Origin of the sequence: Chromobacterium haemolyticum DSM 19808, assembly GCF_000711885.1 — a bacterium.
Lineage (GTDB): Bacteria > Pseudomonadota > Gammaproteobacteria > Burkholderiales > Chromobacteriaceae > Chromobacterium > Chromobacterium haemolyticum.
Genome location: NZ_JONK01000007.1, coordinates 80,648 through 99,170, shown reverse-complemented (window position 1 = coordinate 99,170; position 18,523 = coordinate 80,648). Strand labels below are relative to the sequence as shown.

Genomic DNA, 18,523 nt, shown 5'->3' with positions numbered 1-18,523 from the left:
ATAATCGCCGCTTTCCTGTAATCCAGTGTTCTTTTCCCGATGACTGCTGCCCAGCTGCTGGCCCAACTCAAGGCCGACCTGCCCTCCTGCCTGATCCGCGATCGCCACGTTTTGCGCCGCAAACTGAGCGACGCCGCCGAGCGACTGAAGAAAAACCAGCCTGCGGACAAGCAACTGGCCGACATTCAGGCTCAGATCGAACGCTCCGCCGCCAAGGTGGCCGCGCGCCGCGCCCACCTGCCCAAGCCCGACTTCGACGACGCCTTGCCGGTCAACCAGAAACTGGCCGACATCAAAACCGCGATCGAGCGCCACCAGGTGGTGATCATCTGCGGCGAAACCGGCTCCGGGAAAACCACCCAACTGCCCAAAATCTGCCTGGAGCTGGGCCGCGGCGTGCACGGACTGATCGGCCACACCCAGCCGCGTCGTCTGGCCGCGCGCTCAGTCGCCAGCCGCATCGCTCAAGAGCTGAAATCCACGCTGGGCGAACACGTCGGCTTCAAGGTGCGCTTCACCGACAAGCTCTCGGAAAAGTCCGTGATCAAGCTGATGACCGACGGCATCATGCTGGCGGAAACCCAGACCGACCGCTACCTGGAAGCCTACGACACCATCATCATCGACGAGGCCCACGAACGCAGCCTCAACATCGATTTCCTGCTGGGCTATCTGAAACAGCTGCTGCCGCGCCGGCCGGACCTGAAGGTGATCGTCACCTCGGCCACCATCGACGCCGACCGCTTCTCCCGCCATTTCGACGGCGCGCCCGTGATTGAAGTCTCCGGCCGCACCTATCCGGTGGAAGTGCGTTACCGCCCGCTGGCGCAGCGCGACGAAGACGAGCGCGAAGTGGAAATGGAAGGCGCCATCGTCGACGCCGTCGACGAACTGTCGCGCCAGGGCCCGGGCGATATGCTGGTCTTCCTGCCTGGCGAGCGCGAGATCCGCGAAACCGCGGAAAAGCTGCGCAAGGCCGGCATTCGCGGCTACGAGATCCTGCCCTTGTTCGCGCGGCTGTCCAACGAGGACCAGCAGAAGATATTCAAGCCGTCCGGCGGACGCCGCATCGTGCTGGCCACCAATGTGGCCGAGACCTCGCTAACGGTGCCCGGCATCAAATACGTGATCGACACCGGACAGGCGCGTATCAACCGCTACAGCCCACGCGCCAAGGTGGAACAGCTGCAAGTGGAGAAAATTTCCCAGGCGGCGGCACGTCAGCGCGCTGGCCGTTGCGGCCGTGTCGAGGCCGGCATCTGCGTACGCCTGTACAGCGAAGACGACTTCAATCAACGCCCGGCGTTCACCGATCCTGAAATCGTCCGCTCCAACCTGGCCGCGGTCATTCTGCGCATGGCCGCGCTGCGGCTGGGCAAGGTGGACGCCTTCCCCTTCCTGGAAGCGCCCAGCAGCCGTCTGATCGCCGACGGCTACCAAGTGCTGACCGAGCTGGGCGCGGTGGACGACAGGGGGGAATTGACTAGCGTGGGCAAAGAGCTGGCGCGGATCCCGGTGGACCCCAAGGTGGGCCGCCTGCTGCTGGCCGGCCGCGACTTCGGCTGCGTGCGCGAAGTACTGATCATTGCCGCCGCCTTGAGCGTGCAGGACCCGCGCGAGCGTCCGTTCGAAGCGCGCGAAGCGGCCGAACGCGCCCAGGCGCGTTTCAACGACGAGAAGTCCGACTTCCTGTCCTTCCTGCACCTTTGGGATTTCTTCTCCGACGCGCTCAAGCACAAGAAATCCAACCGTCTATTGATCAACACCTGCCACGAGCACTTCCTGTCCCACCTTCGCCTGCGCGAGTGGCGGGAACTGCACGCGCAGCTGGCTGACATCGCCAGTGAGCTGGGCCTGATCAAACGCGAGCAGGCCCACGCCGACGCCGAACAGCCGGATGCGCAAATGACGCAGAAGAAGCGCCAGCAGCTGGATGCCGTCGCTTATGAAAACCTGCACAAGGCGCTGGTAACCGGCTTGATCGGCAATCTGGGCATGAAAAACCAGGAAAGCGACGACTACCAAGGCACTCGCGGCGTTAACTTCCACGTGTTTCCCGGTTCCGGCCTGAAAAAAGCCAAGCCTAAATGGCTGGTGGCGGCGGAACTGGTGGAAACCACCCGCCTTTACGCCCGCTGCGTGGCCAAGATCGAGCCTGAGTGGGTGGAAAAGCTGGCGCCGCACCTTGTCAAATACCACTATTTCGATCCGCACTGGGAAAAGAGCCGCGGCGAAGTAGTGGCCAGCGAGCGCGTCACTCTCTATGGCCTGACCCTGGTGCCGCGCCGGCCGGTGAGCTATGGCCGCATCGCGCCGGTAGAAGCGCGCGAGCTGTTCATCCGCGGCGCGCTGGTGAACATGGAATACGTCAGCAACGCGCCCTTCTTCCAACGCAATCAGCAACTGATCCGCGAAGTGGAGCAGCTGGAACACAAGGCCCGCCGCCAGGACGTGCTAGTGGACGAGGAAGCGCTGTTCGCTTTTTACAGCGAGCGGATCCCGGCGGAGGTGGTGGACGCGGCCAGCTTCGAAGCCTGGCGCAAGGAAGCGGAAAAGACCGACGCCAAGCTCTTGCATCTGACGCGCGAAGAACTGATGCGCCACGCCGCGCAGCATGTCACCGAAAACCAGTTTCCGGAATGGCTGGAGCTGGAAGACGGCCGCCTCAAGCTGCGTTACCGCTTCGAACCCAATCACCCGCTGGACGGCGTCACCCTGGACGTGCCTCTGGCCATCCTCAACCGCTTGCAACCGGCGGCTTTCGAATGGCTGGTGCCCGGCATGGTGCGCGAAAAGCTGCAACAGCTGATCAAGGGCCTGCCCAAGCAAATCCGCCGTTGCTGCGTGCCGGTGCCGGACTTCGTCACCCGTTTCCTTAGCGGCAACCCGGACCCACAACAGCCTATCGCGCCGCAGCTGGCGCGCTTCATCCTGCGCGAGACCGGCGGCGTCAAGGTGGACATCGACGATTTCCGCGCCCAGGAGCTGCCGGCTCATCTGCTGTTCAACTTCCGCGTCATCGACGACGGCAAGCAGGAAATTGGACTGGGACGCGATCTGCTGGCGCTGCAAAAGCAGTTCGGCCAGGCCGCCCAACTGACTTTCCGCGATACGAGCGCGGAATTCGAGCGCGACGAGGTCAGCAGCTGGGACTTCGGCGAACTGCCGGAAAGCATACAGTTTGCCCGCGGCCGCCAGCAGTTGACCGGCTATCCGGCCTTGACGCTGGAACAAGATAAGGTGGCGATTCGCCTGTTCGACACTCAGCTGGTAGCCGAGCGCCATCACCGCCAGGGCGTGATCCGCCTGCTGCAGCTGCAGTTGAAGGAACAAATGAAGCAGCTGTCCAAGGGCCTGCCCGGCATGACCCAACTGGGCCTGCAGCTGCGCGCAGTGGCCAATGTCGACGAATTATTGGCCGACGCCATCGCCTGCATCTGCGACCGCGCTTTCATTGGCGACGACGCGCTACCGCGCAACGAGAAAGCCTTCAACGACCAGAAAACCCGCGCCCGCACTCGCTTGCCGGCTGTCATTCAGGCGGTGACCCAGTACCTGGGTCAAGTGGCCGCGGAATACGGCCCCCTCAGCGTCAAGATGCAGAAACACAAGCTGGGTTACGAGTTGCAGCAGCAATTGGCCAAGCTGGTTTACAAGGGTTTCATGGCCGCCACGCCGTGGAGCCAGCTGCCCCATTTGCCGCGCTATATGCGCGCGATGGGCCTGCGCATGGACAAGCAGCCGGCCAACCCGCAGCGCGACGGCCAGCGCGGCGCGGAAATACGCGATCTATGGCAGAAATGGGAAACTCGGGTGGCAGAGGACAACGAGGCGGAAGGCGCGTCTCAGGCCCTGCTCGATTTCCGCTGGCAGATCGAAGAACTGCGCGTCAGCCTGTTCGCCCAGGAGTTGAAAACGCCCTACCCGGTATCCGCCAAACGGCTGTTGAAGCTGTGGAGCGAGCTGCCGCGCTAAGAACTTGTTCAAGGTCTGCTGCGCTTCGGCGATACGGCGTTGAAAGCGGCTTCGAAATGCTCATGTACCGTATGTGCATTCCGCTTTCTCAGCCGTTTTCGCCTTGTCTCGTCCTTGCTTGCGAGACTTTGAACAGACTCTGAGCCCCAGAACCCGAACTCGCACGACAAAACGGCGGCGTCGATAAGGACGCCGCCGTTTTTCCATGCGCGCTTCAATGCACCGGATGGGATAAGCCCGGCTTATCGCCCCAGGCCAGCAAAAACAGGCCCATCGCCAGGCCAAGCAGGCAGAAAATCATCAGATAGCCGGCCAGCGCCAGCGAACTCGCCTCCATCCACACCGACAGCAGCACCGGCGTGAAGCCGCCCACCACCGCGTAGGCCACATTGTAGGAAAAAGACAGGCCGCTAAAGCGGATGGGCGCGGGGAAGGCGCGCACCATCAGATAAGGCACCGCGCCGACGATGCCGGCGGCAAAGCCGGTCAGCGTGTACAGCGGGCGCAGCCAGCTCGCGTCCTGCCCCATGGTCTGATAGAAACACCAGCTGCTAACGCCCAACAGCAGGCTGCCCACGGTAAACACCGGCCCGCCGCCAAAACGGTCCGCCGCCAGGCCGGCCACAATGCACCCCACGCTCAGCGCGACAATGGGGTATAGCCGGGATGAAGCCGAATTTTCCACATCCGCACACTCAACTGGTTGATATTGCATAACCTATCACCCCATTCATGACGTAGCGCTATTGTGCTAGCCTCTATGCGTGAATCGCTATGGAGGTCGTATGGCATCGATAGAACGTACCGCGTACCCTGTATTCGCCCGCTCCTATGGCCCCAAGGAACTGAAGCAGTATTTTTCCCTTCAGGAAGACGAGCTTGAATGGGTCAAGACCAAATCTTCTTCAGCTACTCTGCGGCTTGGTCTCGCAGTTCTCTTGAAATGCTTCCAGCAGCTACGCTATTTCCCGCCACTTGACGATATCCCCTCTTCAATCGTCGATCATATCCGGGCTTTCTTTGGTTATTCTGATCGGGTTCAACTCGACTACGCCATCAAGAACACCCTCTACCGCCACATGACGGCAGTGCGTGAGTATCTGCAAGTCACGCCAGCGTATGGCCGAGCGGCTGCAGCGGCCGCGAAGGAGACCGCCTATGTCACCGCTGAACTTCTGGATCAGCGTGTCGATATTATCAACGTCGTCATAGACGAGCTTGTCGAACAGCGTTTCGAGCTACCTGCGTTTCGAACGCTGGATGAACTGGCCGAGCGAGCCCATGCCGAAGTTCAAGGTAGGATTTACAGTACAGTTTTTAGTCGGCTAACGACTGAATGCCGAGAATCGCTCTCGGTCCTTCTCCAGACCGATGCCCTTCAGCACCGGCAGAGCGAGTACAACGAGCTGAAGAAATCGGCTAAACGATCAACTCGCAAACATCTAGAAATGTTGGTAGACCATCTGACCTGGCTTGAGTCACTCGGCAACATGGACGGCGTATTTGCCGGGGTCCCCGACACAAAAATCCGCCATTTTGCCGCCCAGGCCCAAGCTTTTGATGTCTCTGAGCTGCGCGAATGCGCAGATTCCAAGCGTTACACCCTGATGCTGGCCCTCATCCATCGTATGCAGGTGCGTGCACGTGATCAGCTCACAGAAATGTTCCTCCGGCGGGTGGCCGCCATCCACAAACGGGCAAAAGAAGAGTTGGAGCAGATCCAGAGTAAACAACGTGGGCAAGCTGAGCGGCTGATCGGTACGCTAGACCAGGTCCTTGCCATCCTTGAACGAGAACCCGACAATGCCACTGCCGGTAGCAAAATACGCGAATATCTGGTTCCCGCCGGTGGCATCAACCAGTTACGCCTCAGTTGCGCCCAAGTCCAGGCCACCAGTGGCAACAACTACCTTCCGCTAGTGTGGAAGCACTTCAAAAGCCATCGCGCCGTACTGTTCAGGTTGATCGACCTGCTGGATATCGCACCGACCAGCCAAGACACCGCGCTGGTAGATGCGATCGACATCATCAAGACCTACCAGGATAAGCACCGAATTGAATGGATCGATGAAGAGGTCGATCTATCCTTTGCATCGGATCGATGGCGCAAGCTGCTGCTCCAAACGCTGGGCCAGGGGATCGGTGTGAACCGCCGCACTCTCGAAATCTGCGTGTTTTCCTACTTGGCGGACGAGCTGCGGTCCGGTGACCTTTGTGTGGCCGGGTCGGAGGAGTTCGTTGATTACCGTACCCAGTTGCTGCCATGGGAGGAATGCGAGCCGCTACTGCCGGCCTATTGTAAAAAAATTGGCTTGCCAAGTTCCGCCGAGGCTTTCGTGACAGGACTGCGCGAATGGCTGACAGATACCGCTCAGAAGCTGGACGACAAATTCCCGCTGTGTCGCGGAGATGTGGCACTAACCGCCAACGGCGAACCGGTGCTGCGTAAGGCCTCCCCACGCGAGATTCCACCTTCCGCTATCTCTCTGCAAAACACCCTCACGCAACGCATGCCGACCCGGCACATCCTGGACGTGCTCGCCAACATCGAGCATTGGATGCACTTCACCCGCCATTTCGGTCCACTATCGGGCAACGAGGCCAAGTTGAAGCAGGCAGCTGAGCGCTATCTGATGACAATCTTCGCGATGGGCTGCAATCTCGGTCCGTCGCAGGCGGCCCGTCACTTGGCCAACAATAACGTGTCGGCCCACATGCTCTCGTTCGTCAACCGGCGCCATCTGTCGTTGGAGAATCTGGAGACGGCTCTGCGAGAACTGAACGAGGTGTATCTGCGGCTGGATCTGCCCAAGCTATGGGGCGATGGCAAAACGGTGGCGGCCGATGGTTCGCAATACGACTTCTACGACGACAACCTACTGGCCGGCTACCACTTTCGCTACCGTAAAATGGGTGCCGTTGCCTACCGGCATGTCGCCAACAACTACATCGCGGTGTTCCGGCACTTCATTCCACCTGGTGTGTGGGAAGCCATTTACGTCATCGAGGGGCTGCTCAAGGCCGGGTTGAGCGTGGAAGCGGAGACCGTGCACGCCGATACGCAGGGACAGTCGGCGACGGTGTTCGCATTTACTCATCTGCTGGGTATCAAGCTGATGCCGCGAATCCGCAACTGGAAAAACCTGCTCCTGTACCGGCCGGACAAGTCCATCAAGTACCAGCACATCAATCGGCTGTTCGACGAGACGGTCGATTGGTCGATGATCGAGAAACACTGGCAGGATTTGATGCAGGTGGCGTTGTCGATCTACTCCGGGAAGATTTCCTCCGCTACATTGCTGCGCAAACTCGGATCGTACAGCCGGAAAAACCGACTATATTTTGCGGCTCAGCAGTTGGGCAATGTGGTACGGACAGGCTTCTTGCTAGAGTGGGTTGGTAGTCGCGAACTGCGACAGGAGGTCACGGCCAACACTAACAAGATCGAGTCTTACAACGGCTTCGCCAAATGGCTGTCGTTTGGCGGAGATGTGATCGCCGTCAACGAGCCGGATGAACAGCAGAAGCGGTTACGCTACAACGATCTGATCGCCTCGGCTCTCATTCTTCAGAACACGGTCGACATGATGCGTACTCTTCGCGTCTTGGAGCGCGAGGGCTGGAATATCTCTGCTGAGGACGTGTCCTTCCTGAGCCCCTACTTGACCGGGCACGTGAAGCGGTTCGGGGACTTCAATCTTAAACTCAAGCGTGCACCGGAACCCTGGATTCAAGACGATACCTTTCAACAGCCGGTGGCTGAAATTCGTCGGCAGCGCCGTGCTGCACCTGTGCAAGGGGAATGAACATGGACCTACCCAAACCTACGTTTGCTGTAACGCCGTATGGCGATGTGGACGCCAGTCAACTGAAAACCTTGCGCGCCTCGTACGATACAACCAGCCTACTCGCCTTGGTCGATCAGCTTGACCGCTGTTGTCTACGCTTGGTACTGGTGAGTGGCATTCGTGATGACCTGCTACGACTACATGGCATGGTGCACACCGTCATCAACGGCGCGGCACTAACGCAGCCATCCGGCGAGATGGATCTGTGGGAAGAAGCCGTGGGCTTGACCAACGAGTTCCGTGAACTAGCCGAGGTGTTCCTAAAGGCCGCAGAACAGATCCAGCCGCTGGCTGACCTGAACCCCCATCATAAAGATTAATCAGACGAGGTCGGTAAGTCTCGCTCGATACGCTGGCGGCCGAAGGGATCCGCGGCATCGATGTACCGCATCGCCGACTTCACGTCTTTCCAGCCGACGTATTCCATCAGGGTCTTGATGTCCCAACCATTGGTGTTGGCCCAGCCGGCAAAGCCGCGTCGCAGCGAATGGCTGCTGAAGGCTTTCGGGGTTTCCAGGCCGGCATGTCCGAATAGGCTGCGCATCAGCTTGAGCAGGCTGTTGATGTGTAACCCCTCCGGGCTCACATTGCCCCAACGGTCGATGCCACGAAACACCGGACCTTTTGTCAGTTTGGCTAGGTGAATCCATTCGCCATAGGCCGTCACCGGGCACAGTGTGACCAGCGCCGGCACCTTGTAGGTGCGCCCTTGTATCTGTCGATCGCCCTTGCTCTGCGGCAGAAAACAGCGCATGCCCTGTCCCGGCATCGCTTCGATATATTCAACCTGCAGACGGATCAGTTCGTCACCACGGAACCCGCGCCAAAAACCGAGCAACAGCAAGGCCTTGTCGCGTGCGTGGCGTAATTCCGCCCCGGCCTCTTGTTGCTGCCGTGCTAGGACGATTGCTTGGTCAATCCAGCCGATTACCTGTACGAGGTGCTCGATCTGGAGCGGTTTGGCTTGTTGTTCCTGGGCGGGGTGAAGCGCTTGAATACCCTTGAAAACCTTGCGCACCACAGGCGCCTTGGTAGGGTCAGGGAATCCTTGGTCTATATGCCATTGAGCCAAGGCGGCCAGGCGTTGTTTTAGTGTGTTGATCGCGAGCTTGTCGGCGTAGTCGGCTAGGTATCGGGCCATGCTGTCTGCAGTCGCCGGCAGAAAACCGCCCCATTCGACTTCAAAGTGACGAATGGCTGCTTGGTAACTGCGTTTGGTGTTTTCCCGCGTTGCGGCCTGTAGATACTGGTCGATTTTCCCCACGGCGAACCCCTTTCTTTGCGTGCAATTTCAATCAGATTATAACGGCCCGAACAACGTCGTCTGTTTAATGCTTAGCGCGACGAAGCGGTGCCAGAGTCGCGTCGGCTTGGCCTTGGCACCGAGCGGAAAATAGAGGCGCAGAGCGGAAAATTGGCTCATGAGACTATTCCTGTGAGTTCATCGATCAATCGTGGAGAGTCGACACAGCCGCGGTCTTGCGGAATTCCGTCAATTCGGACAGTCGGATGCCTTCCGGGAGCGTCCGATGTTTGCGGTAACCCACGCGCTGGACTCTGTATATGCCGGTGTAACCCGAGCACAGATAGCTGACCACGCAGGCCAGCGCGGCGTAAATGCCGATTTCCGGCCCGAACAGCCGCCGTAGACGAGAGCGGCATGTTGGCGGCGCCGACGGATAACGACTGGTCGTACTCGTGTACAGTCGTCGCAGCCGCAAGTCGAAGCCCGATGTCAGGGGGCGAGGAGGTCAGGGGGACGTCGTCGGCTAAGGAGCCCCATCATGAGTAAATATCCTCATCTCCATCCCAGCACGGCCGAGCAGGTCGAACTGGATGCGGCCAGCCGCATCACCTGGCTGAAACGGCCGCGCTGGATTGGCTACCCGCGGGCTCAAGACATCCTAGCCAAGCTGGAGGATCTGGTCGATCACCCCCGCGAGGCACGTATGCCTAATATGCTGTTGATCGGTGGCAGCAACAACGGCAAGACCCGACTGATCCAACACTTCGCCCGACGCCACCCCGCGGAAGAAAACCTCGGCGCCGAATACATGATTGCGCCGGTGATCTACGTCCAGGCACCGCCTACGCCCAGTGAGCCCGGCTTTTATTCAGGCATCCTCAACGCGCTGTTCGAAAGCGTGCCGACCTCATCCACCGACGCCAAGCGTGCCCAAGTGATTCGCGTGCTACACGGCATTCAGCTGAAGGTGCTGATCATCGACGAGCTGCACAACGTGCTGGCCGGCTCATCGGTGAAACAGCAGCAGTTCCTCAACATGATCAAGTTTCTGGGTAACGAGCTGCAGATTTCGATTGTCGGCTGTGGCATCGGCGATCTGTTGCGCGCGGTCAGTGTCGATCCACAAATACAGAACCGTTTCCTGCCGGAGATACTACCGAAGTGGCAGATGGACAAGGCGTTCCGCCAGCTGCTGATGTCGTTCGAGCGCGTGCTGCCGCTGCCGTCCAACCTGCACGAGTCGATGCTGGACGCCAAAAACTTCGCCATGTCAGAAGGCACCATCGGCGAGCTGTCGATGCTGCTGAACCAAGCGGCGATTTACGCCTTGCGTCAGGGCGAGGAGCAGCTCACCGCGGAGACGTTGAATGCCTGTGGCTACGTCTCGCCCAGCGACCGCACCCGCCAGGCTGCCCATGCGTAAACCATGCTGCCGATGCACCCTCAGCCGCAACCAAGAGAGATCCTCTCCTCCTGGATGGTACGACAGGCATTCGCCAACGGCTTCATGCTCCACACCTTCTACGACAAACTGCTGGGCTACCATGTCCAATCTGGAACCACGATACCGATCGTGATCCATCCATCGCGCTTCTGACACTGCTGGTTCAGCATACCGGCCATGCTGTAGCTGGGAGTGCCGCCACCCGGCGTTGAATCACTGCCAGTTATCTTTGCTAAGTGCTCCTCGGTCGAAACGGTTGGAAGCCTTTGGTGGGAAGGGGCATGGCACCAAATCCCTGACGGTTTATGTTGAGTGCAAAAACTTTCACCTCAGATCACCAAGTTGCATCGAACATGGCCAGAAAGTTGCACTAGACTTGCCCTGCTGTGAAGGTTATTACTTCATAGCCCTATCTCGCAATCCATCAATGTCTCGTTTGGGCGGCACTCCAAAGAGACGACTGTATTCACGGCTGAATTGTGAGGGGCTCTCGTAGCCAACGTGGAACGCCGCGCTAGCGGCGTCGAGGCGCTCGTTCAGCATCAAGCGCCTAGCTTCGTTCAAGCGCAGCCATTTCTGGTACTGCAAGGGACTCATTGCAGTGAGCAAGCGGAAGTGGTGATGCAGGGTCGATACGCTCATTTGTGCATGGGTCGCGAGTTCGTCGATGCTCAGCGGCTGGGCATAATTTGCTCTCAGCCACTGGATGGCCCTGGCGATTCGGTGACTCTGGCTGCCCACCGATGCAATCTGCCAAAGGCGCGCAGCCAAGTCGCTCGTCAGCAAGCGGAAGTGGATCTCCCGTTCGATGAGTGGCGCGAGCACCGCAATCGCACCTGGCTCATCAAGCAAAGCCAGCAGGCGACCAAATGGTTCCAGCAGCACTGGCGTCATCGTGCCAAGAGCCGTGCTTCCCTCGTTAGCGCGATCGCGTGGTGGTGCCAGGCCACTTTGCGCAATGATCTCTGCCATAACTCGCAAATCCAGCTTGAGCACCAAGCCCAGACAAGGCCGGTCCGGGCTCGCGTCGAGAACCTGTGAGCTGGCTGGAACGTCGAGCGAGTTGAGCAAGAAACGCTTGGTGTCGTAGGCAAACGATTGGTCGCCAATCAGTAGTTGCTTAGAGCCCTGGACGACAAAAACGATGCTTGGTTCGACCATGCATGCGCAGGGCTCGGTAGGCTCCTCACGCCGAAAAAACAGGAGATTCTCGATCGAGGTCGAGCAGTCGCCTTCTCCTGTAATCCTTCTTCCGATGATATCGGCCAAACCTGCGTGCATGGCGCTTAGCGACCGGTCAGGGTGTCGCTCAAGTTGGTCTCGAACAGACACTGGCATCTCCCAAAATTTTCCACGGATCAATGATACGCCGCATGCCCCCAGAGTGTCGCGTGGCGCTCCGTAGCGACGGAGGATCAGGCAAGAAACAGGCAGGATCTTGCTATCGAAAATCTGAGTGGAGGGTGAAAAATACGTTCACTGGGAGCAAGCAGGTGAAGACCTTTGGATTGGCGACATTACCGAAGCCCAAATCCGCACGCTCATTTCCAATAACGGTTGAAGGAGTACTCCGTGAAAGTAAATGCCTATGGCGCCTATGCAGGCGACAAGCCTCTCGAGCCCTTGCAGATTGCCCGTCGCGAAACGGAGGCTCACGATGTCCAGATTGACATTGCCTACTGCGGCATCTGCCATTCGGATTTGCATCAGGTTCGGGCCGAATGGGCTGGCACGCAATTTCCGTGCGTTCCCGGTCATGAAATCGTTGGTCGCGTATCTGCTATCGGCCCACACGTAACGGGTTTCAAGTTAGGCGATCTCGTCGGCATTGGCTGCATCGTCGATAGCTGTAAACACTGCGATGAGTGCGAATCCGGCCAAGAAAACTATTGCGACAGCATGGTCGGTACTTACAACTTCCCGACGCCGGATGAACCTGGTTGGACAATGGGTGGCTATTCGCAAAAGATCGTTGTACACGAACGCTACGTGCTGCGCATTCGTCATCCAGAAGAACAGCTCGCCGCCGTGGCCCCGCTGTTGTGCGCTGGCATTACCACATATTCCCCGCTTCGCCACTGGAAAGCGGGGCCGGGCAAGAAGGTTGGCATCGTCGGTATTGGTGGCTTAGGCCACATGGGCGTCAAGCTCGCCCATGCGATGGGCGCCCACGTCGTGGCATTTACCACTTCCGAGTCCAAACGCGAGGCAGCAAAGGCGCTGGGCGCTGACGAGGTTATCGTTTCTCGCAATACCGACGAGATGGCCGCGCACGCCAAGAGTTTCGACCTGATCGTCGATACCGTAGCGGCATCGCATGACCTCAATGCCTACCTCGCGCTGTTGAAGCGAGACGGCACGCTGACGCTGGTTGGAGCACCAGCCACGCCACACCCTTCGCCAGAAGTTTTCAACCTGATTTTCAAGCGCCGCTCGCTTGCCGGCTCGATGATCGGTGGCATCCCGGAAACACAGGAAATGCTCGATTTCTGCGCCGAGCACGCCATCGTCTCCGACATCGAACTGATCCGTGCCGATGAAATTAACAGTGCCTACGAGCGATTGCTGAAAGGCGATGTCAAGTACCGCTTCGTGATTGACAACGCCACCCTCGCCGCCTGAGCAAGGGTCCCTTTACGGAGAAGCCAGCGATGAAAAACTCAGTATCTAACCAAATTGGAAAAATCACTATGGACAAGCACATTGAAACTAGAAACGTAATTGCGCATCAAGATGAGCCCGATGTGGGGCGCCGCAACATGCTGAAAATAACGGGCACGGGGATCGCCGCCTTGAGCATTGGGATGGCTGCTGCGGATCAAGCGTTCGCGCAGTCACAAATTCCACTCAGCGATAAATGGGATAAGACCTTTGCCAAAAGCAATAAGGTCGACCACCAGAAGGTCAGCCTCAAAAATCGCTACGGTATCACCCTGGCGGCAGACTTGTACCGGCCGAAAAATACCAGCGGCAAACTTGCGGCAATTGCAGTTGGCGGTCCTTTTGGCGCTGTGAAGGAGCAGTCGTCGGGACTTTATGCGCAAACCATGGCGGAACGCGGATTTGTCACGCTGGCTTTCGATCCGTCCTATACCGGGGAAAGCAGTGGCGAACCGCGCAATGTCGCCTCACCAGACATCAATACCGAGGACTTCAGCGCTGCGGTGGATTTTCTTGGCCTGCAACCAAACGTTAACCGCGAGCGAATCGGCATCATCGGCATTTGCGGATGGGGCGGCATGGCATTGAATGCCGCGGCGGTGGACAAGCGCATCAAGGCCGTTGTGGCCTGCACCATGTACGACATGACCCGCGTCATGTCCAAGGGCTACAACGACAGCGTGACTCTCGCTCAGCGCAGGCAAATGCTGGAGCAGCTGAGCCTGCAGCGTTGGCAGGATACGAAAAAGGGGACCCCAGCCTACCAACCGCCCTACAACGAACTGAAGGGTGGCGAAGCGCAGTTCTTGGTCGACTACCACGACTATTACAGGACGCCGCGCGGGTACCATGCGCGCGCGGTCAACTCAGGCAACTCTTGGACACAGACCACGCCGCTGTCATTCATGAACATGCCGATCCTGACCTACATCGCGGAAATCTCCCCGTGCCCGATCCTGTTTATTCATGGCGAAAAGGCTCACTCACGCTACTTCAGCGAAACCGCCTATGCGGCTGCGGCGCAACCGAAGGAGCTCATGATTATTCCGGGCGCCGTCCACACGGATTTGTACGACCGCGTTGACGTGATCCCGTTCGACAAAATGATGACCTTCTTCACGCAACACCTGGCCTCGACACGCGCCGCATGACGGCTTGAAGTAGCACCAGGCCGGACGGCTCGCCATTCGTTCCCGGCCCGGCGCTGGACGGCGCAAACCCATCGCATGAACCGAAGCCGGCCAGGATTCGGCCGTGCTCCGGTCACGTTGATTTGCAACTGTATTTACTTCTCTCTGCCTGTCCAGGTGGGCGCGCGGGGCGAATACCTATGCGCATCGGACATAACGAAGAACTTCATGACACCCAACACCTCTGATACCCCTGTGGAGAAGAATGCAACCGAAACTGGTGATCGGCCCGCATACTGGAGCGGCGTCTTCGCCATGTCGCTGTGTGTGTTCTCACTCGTGGCCTCCGAATTCATGCCCGTCAGCCTGCTAACGCCAATCGCCGGCGACCTGCAGATCACCGAAGGGATGGCTGGCCAAGGCATTGCGATCTCCGGCGCATTAGCGGTGCTGACCAGCCTGTCGATCTCGACGCTGGCCGGCACCATGGATCGCAAGAAGCTGTTGCTGGTCCTGACCGTCCTGATGGGCATCTCTGGTGCAATTGTCGCGCTGGCGCCGAACTACCTGACCTACATGACCGGCCGTGCGCTCATCGGCGTAGTGATCGGCGGCTTCTGGTCGATGTCCGCTGCCATGGCGATGCGCCTGGTGCCAGCTAGCCAGGTGCCCAAGGCACTGGCGATCTTCAATGGTGGCAATGCCCTGGCGACAGTGATTGCCGTGCCGCTGGGGAGCTACCTGGGCGCCGCCATCGGATGGCGCAGCGCCTTCTTCGCCCTAGTGCCCGTAGCCCTGATCGCCCTAACCTGGCAATGGATTACGTTGCCCCCCATGAAGACAGAAGCACGCTCACCAAGCTCCGGCAACTTGTTCAAGGTGCTCAGGAGGCGCACCGTCGCCTACGGGATGGCCGGATGCGGTGCCTTCTTCATGGGCCAGTTCGTGCTTTTCACCTATCTGCGTCCCTTCCTAGAAACGGTGACGCACGTCAGCGTGTCTACTCTGTCACTCCTGCTGCTAATGATCGGTGCCGCGGGTTTCATTGGCACAGTGATCATCGGTTCGCTTCTTAAGCGCGGCTTGTACGCTCCGCTCATTACCACCCCCGTTCTCATGTCGGTGATCGCCGTGGCATTGGTTCCGCTTGGCGCCTGGGTTGTCCCGGTCGCCGTGCTGCTGGGACTATGGGGACTGATGGCGACGGCGACGCCTGTGGGATGGTGGAGCTGGATCGCACAGGCTATGCCGCACGATGCCGAGGCGGGTGGTGGCTTGATGGTGGCCGTCATCCAGTTTGCCATCGCCCTGGGCTCAATCGTTGGCGGGGTGCTGTTCGATACCAGTGGCTATCAAAGTACCTTCATCGCGAGTGCTGTGGTGTTGCTGACCGGCGCCTTCCTGACTTTTCAGACTTCGCGCGCGCAAGATCGGCAAAGCGCCTGATCTATGCCCGTACTACAAGGATAATCCAGTGACAGCGAAACCTTTGATGCCGGCACGGAGCCCAAACACTCCGCTTTGCGCTGCGGACTGCCGCCTTTCTTGGCAGCGGCAGGCCATGCCGCCCACGCGGCCAGTCCAGCGGCGCCCTTTGCCGCACCTAGCTCCGCGCAGGCAACCAATAAAACGTAGGAATTGCATATGTGGATGACTGTCGGCGAACGTCGCCTCGCCATCTCCCTGGCCAATACCGCTGTTAAACAGCGTGCAAAAGTGACCAGGTTCCCGGGGTAAACAGCGTCCAATTTTGACCACCCCGGGCATGTGCCACACTTCGTCTTTTTTGGCGAGGGCAAACCTGGAGTGATTTGCATGGAAACCATCGGCAAGATCCGACGCCGTCACCTGGTGGGCAACGAGAGCATCAGCGCTGTTGCCCGCTCCCTCAACCTCTCCCGCAACACCGTCAAAAAATACCTCAAGACCACCGAAGCCCCGCAATATCAGCGCCAGCCGCACCATCCCAGGCTCGGCGCCTTCATGCCGACGCTGAACGCCTGGCTCGAGCTCGACAGCCTGCTCCCCAAGGCTCAGCGCCGCACCGCCCGCCGTTTGTTCGAATGCCTGCAGGCCGAGGGGTACATGGGCGCCTACGACAGCATCCAGCACCACGTCAAAGCCTGGAAGGCTGCCCAGCCCGGCACGCTTACGCCGAAGCAGGCTTTCGTCCCGCTGCTCTTCGCGCCCGGCGAGGTTTGCCAATTCGACTGGAGCTACGAACACGTCGTGCTCGGCGGCATCCCCCAGACCATCAAGCTGGCGCACTTCCGCCTGGCCTATAGCCGCCAGCCTTTCGTCATCGCCTATCCGCGTGAGACCCAGGAAATGGTGCTGGACGCCCACGTTAAGGCTTTCGCCTTCTTTGGCAGCGCGCCGCGCAAGGTGATCTATGACAACCTCAAGACGGGGGTGGATGCGATCTTTGCCGGCAAGTCCCGCCGTTTCAGCAGTCGCCACCTCGCTTTGGCCAATCACTACCTGTTCGAGCCGGTAGCTTGCACGCCGGCTGCGGGCTGGGAGAAAGGGCAAGTGGAGAATCAGGTCGGCAATATCCGGGAATGACTGTTCACGCCGCCCCCGCGCTTTGCCGACTTCGCGGCGCTCAATGCCCATCTGGCACAACGCTGCCGCGAACTGGGGCAACGCTAACATCCGCACCAGCCGGTGACGGTGGCCGCAGCCTGGACAGACGAGCGGCAGCAGCTGACGCCCATCGCCATGCCGTTCGACAGCTATGTGGAGCAGGCGCTGCGCGTCTCCAGCACCTGCCTGGTGACGATAGAGCGCAATCGTTACAGCGTGCCGGCGCAATGGGCGGGCAAGGTGGTGTCGGTGCGCGTCAGCACCGGCCAGATCCGCGCCTTCGCCGACGGCGCCGAGATCGCCCGCCACGACCGGCGCTTCGGACGGGATCAGTGGATCTGCGAACCCTGGCACTATGTGCCGATCCTGCAAACCAAGCCCGTCGCCTTGCGGCATGGCCGGCCCTTCGTCGAATGGGTGTTGCCGGCGGCGATTGAAACCGTGTGCCAGACGCTGATGAAACAGGCCAAAGGCGATCGGGCCTTCGCCGATCTGCTGCTGATCGGGCGAGAAACCGGCCTGGAAGCACTGGAAGTGGCCTGCCAGCGGCGCTGGAGCACAAGGCGATCAGCGCGCTCATCATTCTGAATGAGCTGCGCCGGCTGACCGAACCCGCCCGTCCGGCAGCGTTGAGCGTGCTGGAGAACTTGCAGCTGAAAGAAGCGCCGGCGGCGAACTGCGCGCGTTACGACCAGTTGCTGGAGGGCTGCCATGACTAAGCCCCTGAGCAAACTGAAAGCGCTGAAGCTGTACCGGATGGCCAGCGCCTGGGGCAAGCTGATGGCCGAAACCCGCCGCCAGGTCTTGACCGGCGAGGCGATGCTGCTGCAACTGCTGGAGGCGGAACAGGCCGACCGGCAAGCGCGCAGCCTGAGCTACCAGATGAAAGCCGCGCGTTTCCCGCACCACCGGGATCTGACAGGCTTTGACTGGGCGGAAAGTCCACTGCCGGAAGAACGCTTGACCGCGTTGGCCAGTGGCGACTACCTGGCGGAAGCGCGCAACCTGATTCTGGTGGGCGGAATCGGGACGGGCAAAACCCATCTGGCGACGGCGCTGGGCGTCGCGGCGATCCATCAGGGCAAGCGGGTGCGGTTCTATAACGCGGTGGATCTGGTGAATTTGCTAGAGCAGGAAAAGCGGGCCGGCAAAGCCGGAAACCTGTCGCGTCAACTGATGCTGATGGACGCGGTGATCCTGGACGAGCTGGGCTACCTGCCGTTTCCGGAATCAGGCGGCGCGCTGCTGTTTCACCTGATCAGCCAGCTGTACGAGAAGACGAGCCTGATCGTGACGACGAACCTGAGCGTCGGGGAATGGGTGAGCATGTTCGGCGACGCGAAGATGACGACAGCGCTGCTGGACCGGGTGACGCACCACTGCGACATTCTGGAGACGGGGAACGATTCCTACCGGTTCAAGAAGCATCGTAAAGCGGCCTGATGCCTGGTCAAAATTCGACGCTGACAGGTGGTCAAAATTCGACGCTGATTGACACAATACCGCGGCTGCTCGCGCATTCGCCGACATGTTGCCGCTGACGGTAGACATGGAGGGGCTCAACGATAACGAGAAGCACGGCTAGTTGCCGAAACCCGCTAGTCAGCGTTGCCGAAAGTTAGGCTGACGGTAC

At 59.5% G+C, this 18,523-nt stretch carries 15 protein-coding genes and 1 pseudogene; 12 read left to right on the top strand and 4 right to left on the bottom strand.

Going from position 1 to position 18,523, the window contains the following annotated elements:
* The first annotated feature begins 39 nt into the window (after positions 1 to 39).
* A complete protein-coding gene (hrpA, locus tag BR71_RS06875; protein ID WP_043634679.1) occupies positions 40 to 3,975 on the top strand; it encodes an ATP-dependent RNA helicase HrpA in 3,936 nt (1,311 codons plus the stop codon).
* 214 nt (positions 3,976 to 4,189) lie between these two features.
* Here the strand turns inward: hrpA and BR71_RS06870 are convergent, their stop codons facing one another.
* The gene (locus BR71_RS06870; RefSeq protein WP_052370392.1) at positions 4,190 to 4,660 is read right to left on the bottom strand and encodes an MFS transporter; all 471 of its coding nucleotides are present in this window, start codon (positions 4,658 to 4,660) and stop codon (positions 4,190 to 4,192) included.
* A 100-nt stretch (positions 4,661 to 4,760) separates the two neighbouring features.
* On the opposite strand from BR71_RS06870, the gene BR71_RS06865 reads away from it, so the two are divergent.
* A complete protein-coding gene (locus tag BR71_RS06865) occupies positions 4,761 to 7,781 on the top strand; it encodes a Tn3 family transposase (protein WP_043634677.1) in 3,021 nt (1,006 codons plus the stop codon).
* Between the two features lie 2 nt (positions 7,782 to 7,783).
* A complete protein-coding gene (gene tnpC, locus BR71_RS06860; protein WP_043634675.1) occupies positions 7,784 to 8,143 on the top strand; it encodes a Tn3 family transposase post-transcriptional regulator TnpC in 360 nt (119 codons plus the stop codon).
* Here tnpC and BR71_RS06855 read toward each other — a convergent pair.
* Positions 8,140 to 9,087, bottom strand: coding sequence for a site-specific integrase (locus BR71_RS06855; RefSeq protein WP_043634668.1), 948 nt, complete (start codon positions 9,085 to 9,087; stop codon positions 8,140 to 8,142). The genes tnpC and BR71_RS06855 overlap by 4 nt on opposite strands.
* A 36-nt stretch (positions 9,088 to 9,123) precedes the next feature.
* Positions 9,124 to 9,246, bottom strand: coding sequence for a hypothetical protein (locus tag BR71_RS24975; protein ID WP_279625729.1), 123 nt, complete (start codon positions 9,244 to 9,246; stop codon positions 9,124 to 9,126).
* 361 nt (positions 9,247 to 9,607) lie between these two features.
* Here BR71_RS24975 and BR71_RS06850 point away from each other — a divergent pair, with 361 nt between their 5' ends.
* Entirely contained in the window at positions 9,608 to 10,492 is an 885-nt protein-coding gene (locus tag BR71_RS06850) for a TniB family NTP-binding protein (RefSeq protein WP_043634665.1), read from the top strand.
* Positions 10,493 to 10,495: 3 nt separating this feature from the next.
* Entirely contained in the window at positions 10,496 to 10,666 is a 171-nt protein-coding gene (locus tag BR71_RS24075; RefSeq protein WP_156038866.1) for a TniQ family protein, read from the top strand.
* A 243-nt stretch (positions 10,667 to 10,909) separates the two neighbouring features.
* On the opposite strand, the gene BR71_RS06845 is transcribed toward BR71_RS24075, so the two are convergent.
* Positions 10,910 to 11,794, bottom strand: a complete 885-nt coding sequence (locus BR71_RS06845; protein ID WP_208854847.1) for an AraC family transcriptional regulator — start codon at positions 11,792 to 11,794, stop codon at positions 10,910 to 10,912.
* Between the two features lie 291 nt (positions 11,795 to 12,085).
* On the opposite strand from BR71_RS06845, the gene BR71_RS06840 reads away from it, so the two are divergent.
* The 7 genes and pseudogenes from BR71_RS06840 to BR71_RS25125 all read left to right on the top strand — a co-directional run.
* Positions 12,086 to 13,135, top strand: coding sequence for an NAD(P)-dependent alcohol dehydrogenase (locus tag BR71_RS06840; RefSeq protein ID WP_043634657.1), 1,050 nt, complete (start codon positions 12,086 to 12,088; stop codon positions 13,133 to 13,135).
* Between the two features lie 68 nt (positions 13,136 to 13,203).
* Positions 13,204 to 14,325 (top strand): alpha/beta hydrolase, encoded by a 1,122-nt coding sequence (locus BR71_RS06835; protein WP_043634654.1) that lies wholly within the window; start codon positions 13,204 to 13,206, stop codon positions 14,323 to 14,325.
* A 207-nt stretch (positions 14,326 to 14,532) separates the two neighbouring features.
* On the top strand, positions 14,533 to 15,750 hold the full coding sequence (locus BR71_RS06830) for an MFS transporter (protein WP_052370407.1): 1,218 nt from the start codon (positions 14,533 to 14,535) through the stop codon (positions 15,748 to 15,750).
* 369 nt (positions 15,751 to 16,119) lie between these two features.
* On the top strand, positions 16,120 to 16,869 hold the full coding sequence (istA, locus tag BR71_RS24605) for an IS21 family transposase (RefSeq protein ID WP_208854845.1): 750 nt from the start codon (positions 16,120 to 16,122) through the stop codon (positions 16,867 to 16,869).
* Positions 16,870 to 16,971: 102 nt separating this feature from the next.
* Positions 16,972 to 17,478 carry a Mu transposase domain-containing protein gene (locus BR71_RS24600; protein WP_208854844.1) on the top strand — a complete coding sequence of 169 codons (507 nt, stop codon included), beginning with the start codon at positions 16,972 to 16,974 and terminating at the stop codon, positions 17,476 to 17,478.
* A 123-nt stretch (positions 17,479 to 17,601) separates the two neighbouring features.
* Positions 17,602 to 18,333, top strand: a complete 732-nt coding sequence (gene istB / locus BR71_RS06820; protein WP_043634650.1) for an IS21-like element helper ATPase IstB — start codon at positions 17,602 to 17,604, stop codon at positions 18,331 to 18,333.
* Between the two features lie 67 nt (positions 18,334 to 18,400).
* Positions 18,401 to 18,475, top strand: a pseudogene (locus tag BR71_RS25125) (cyclophilin-like fold protein); the annotation flags it as partial.
* Positions 18,476 to 18,523: the final 48 nt, after the last annotated feature.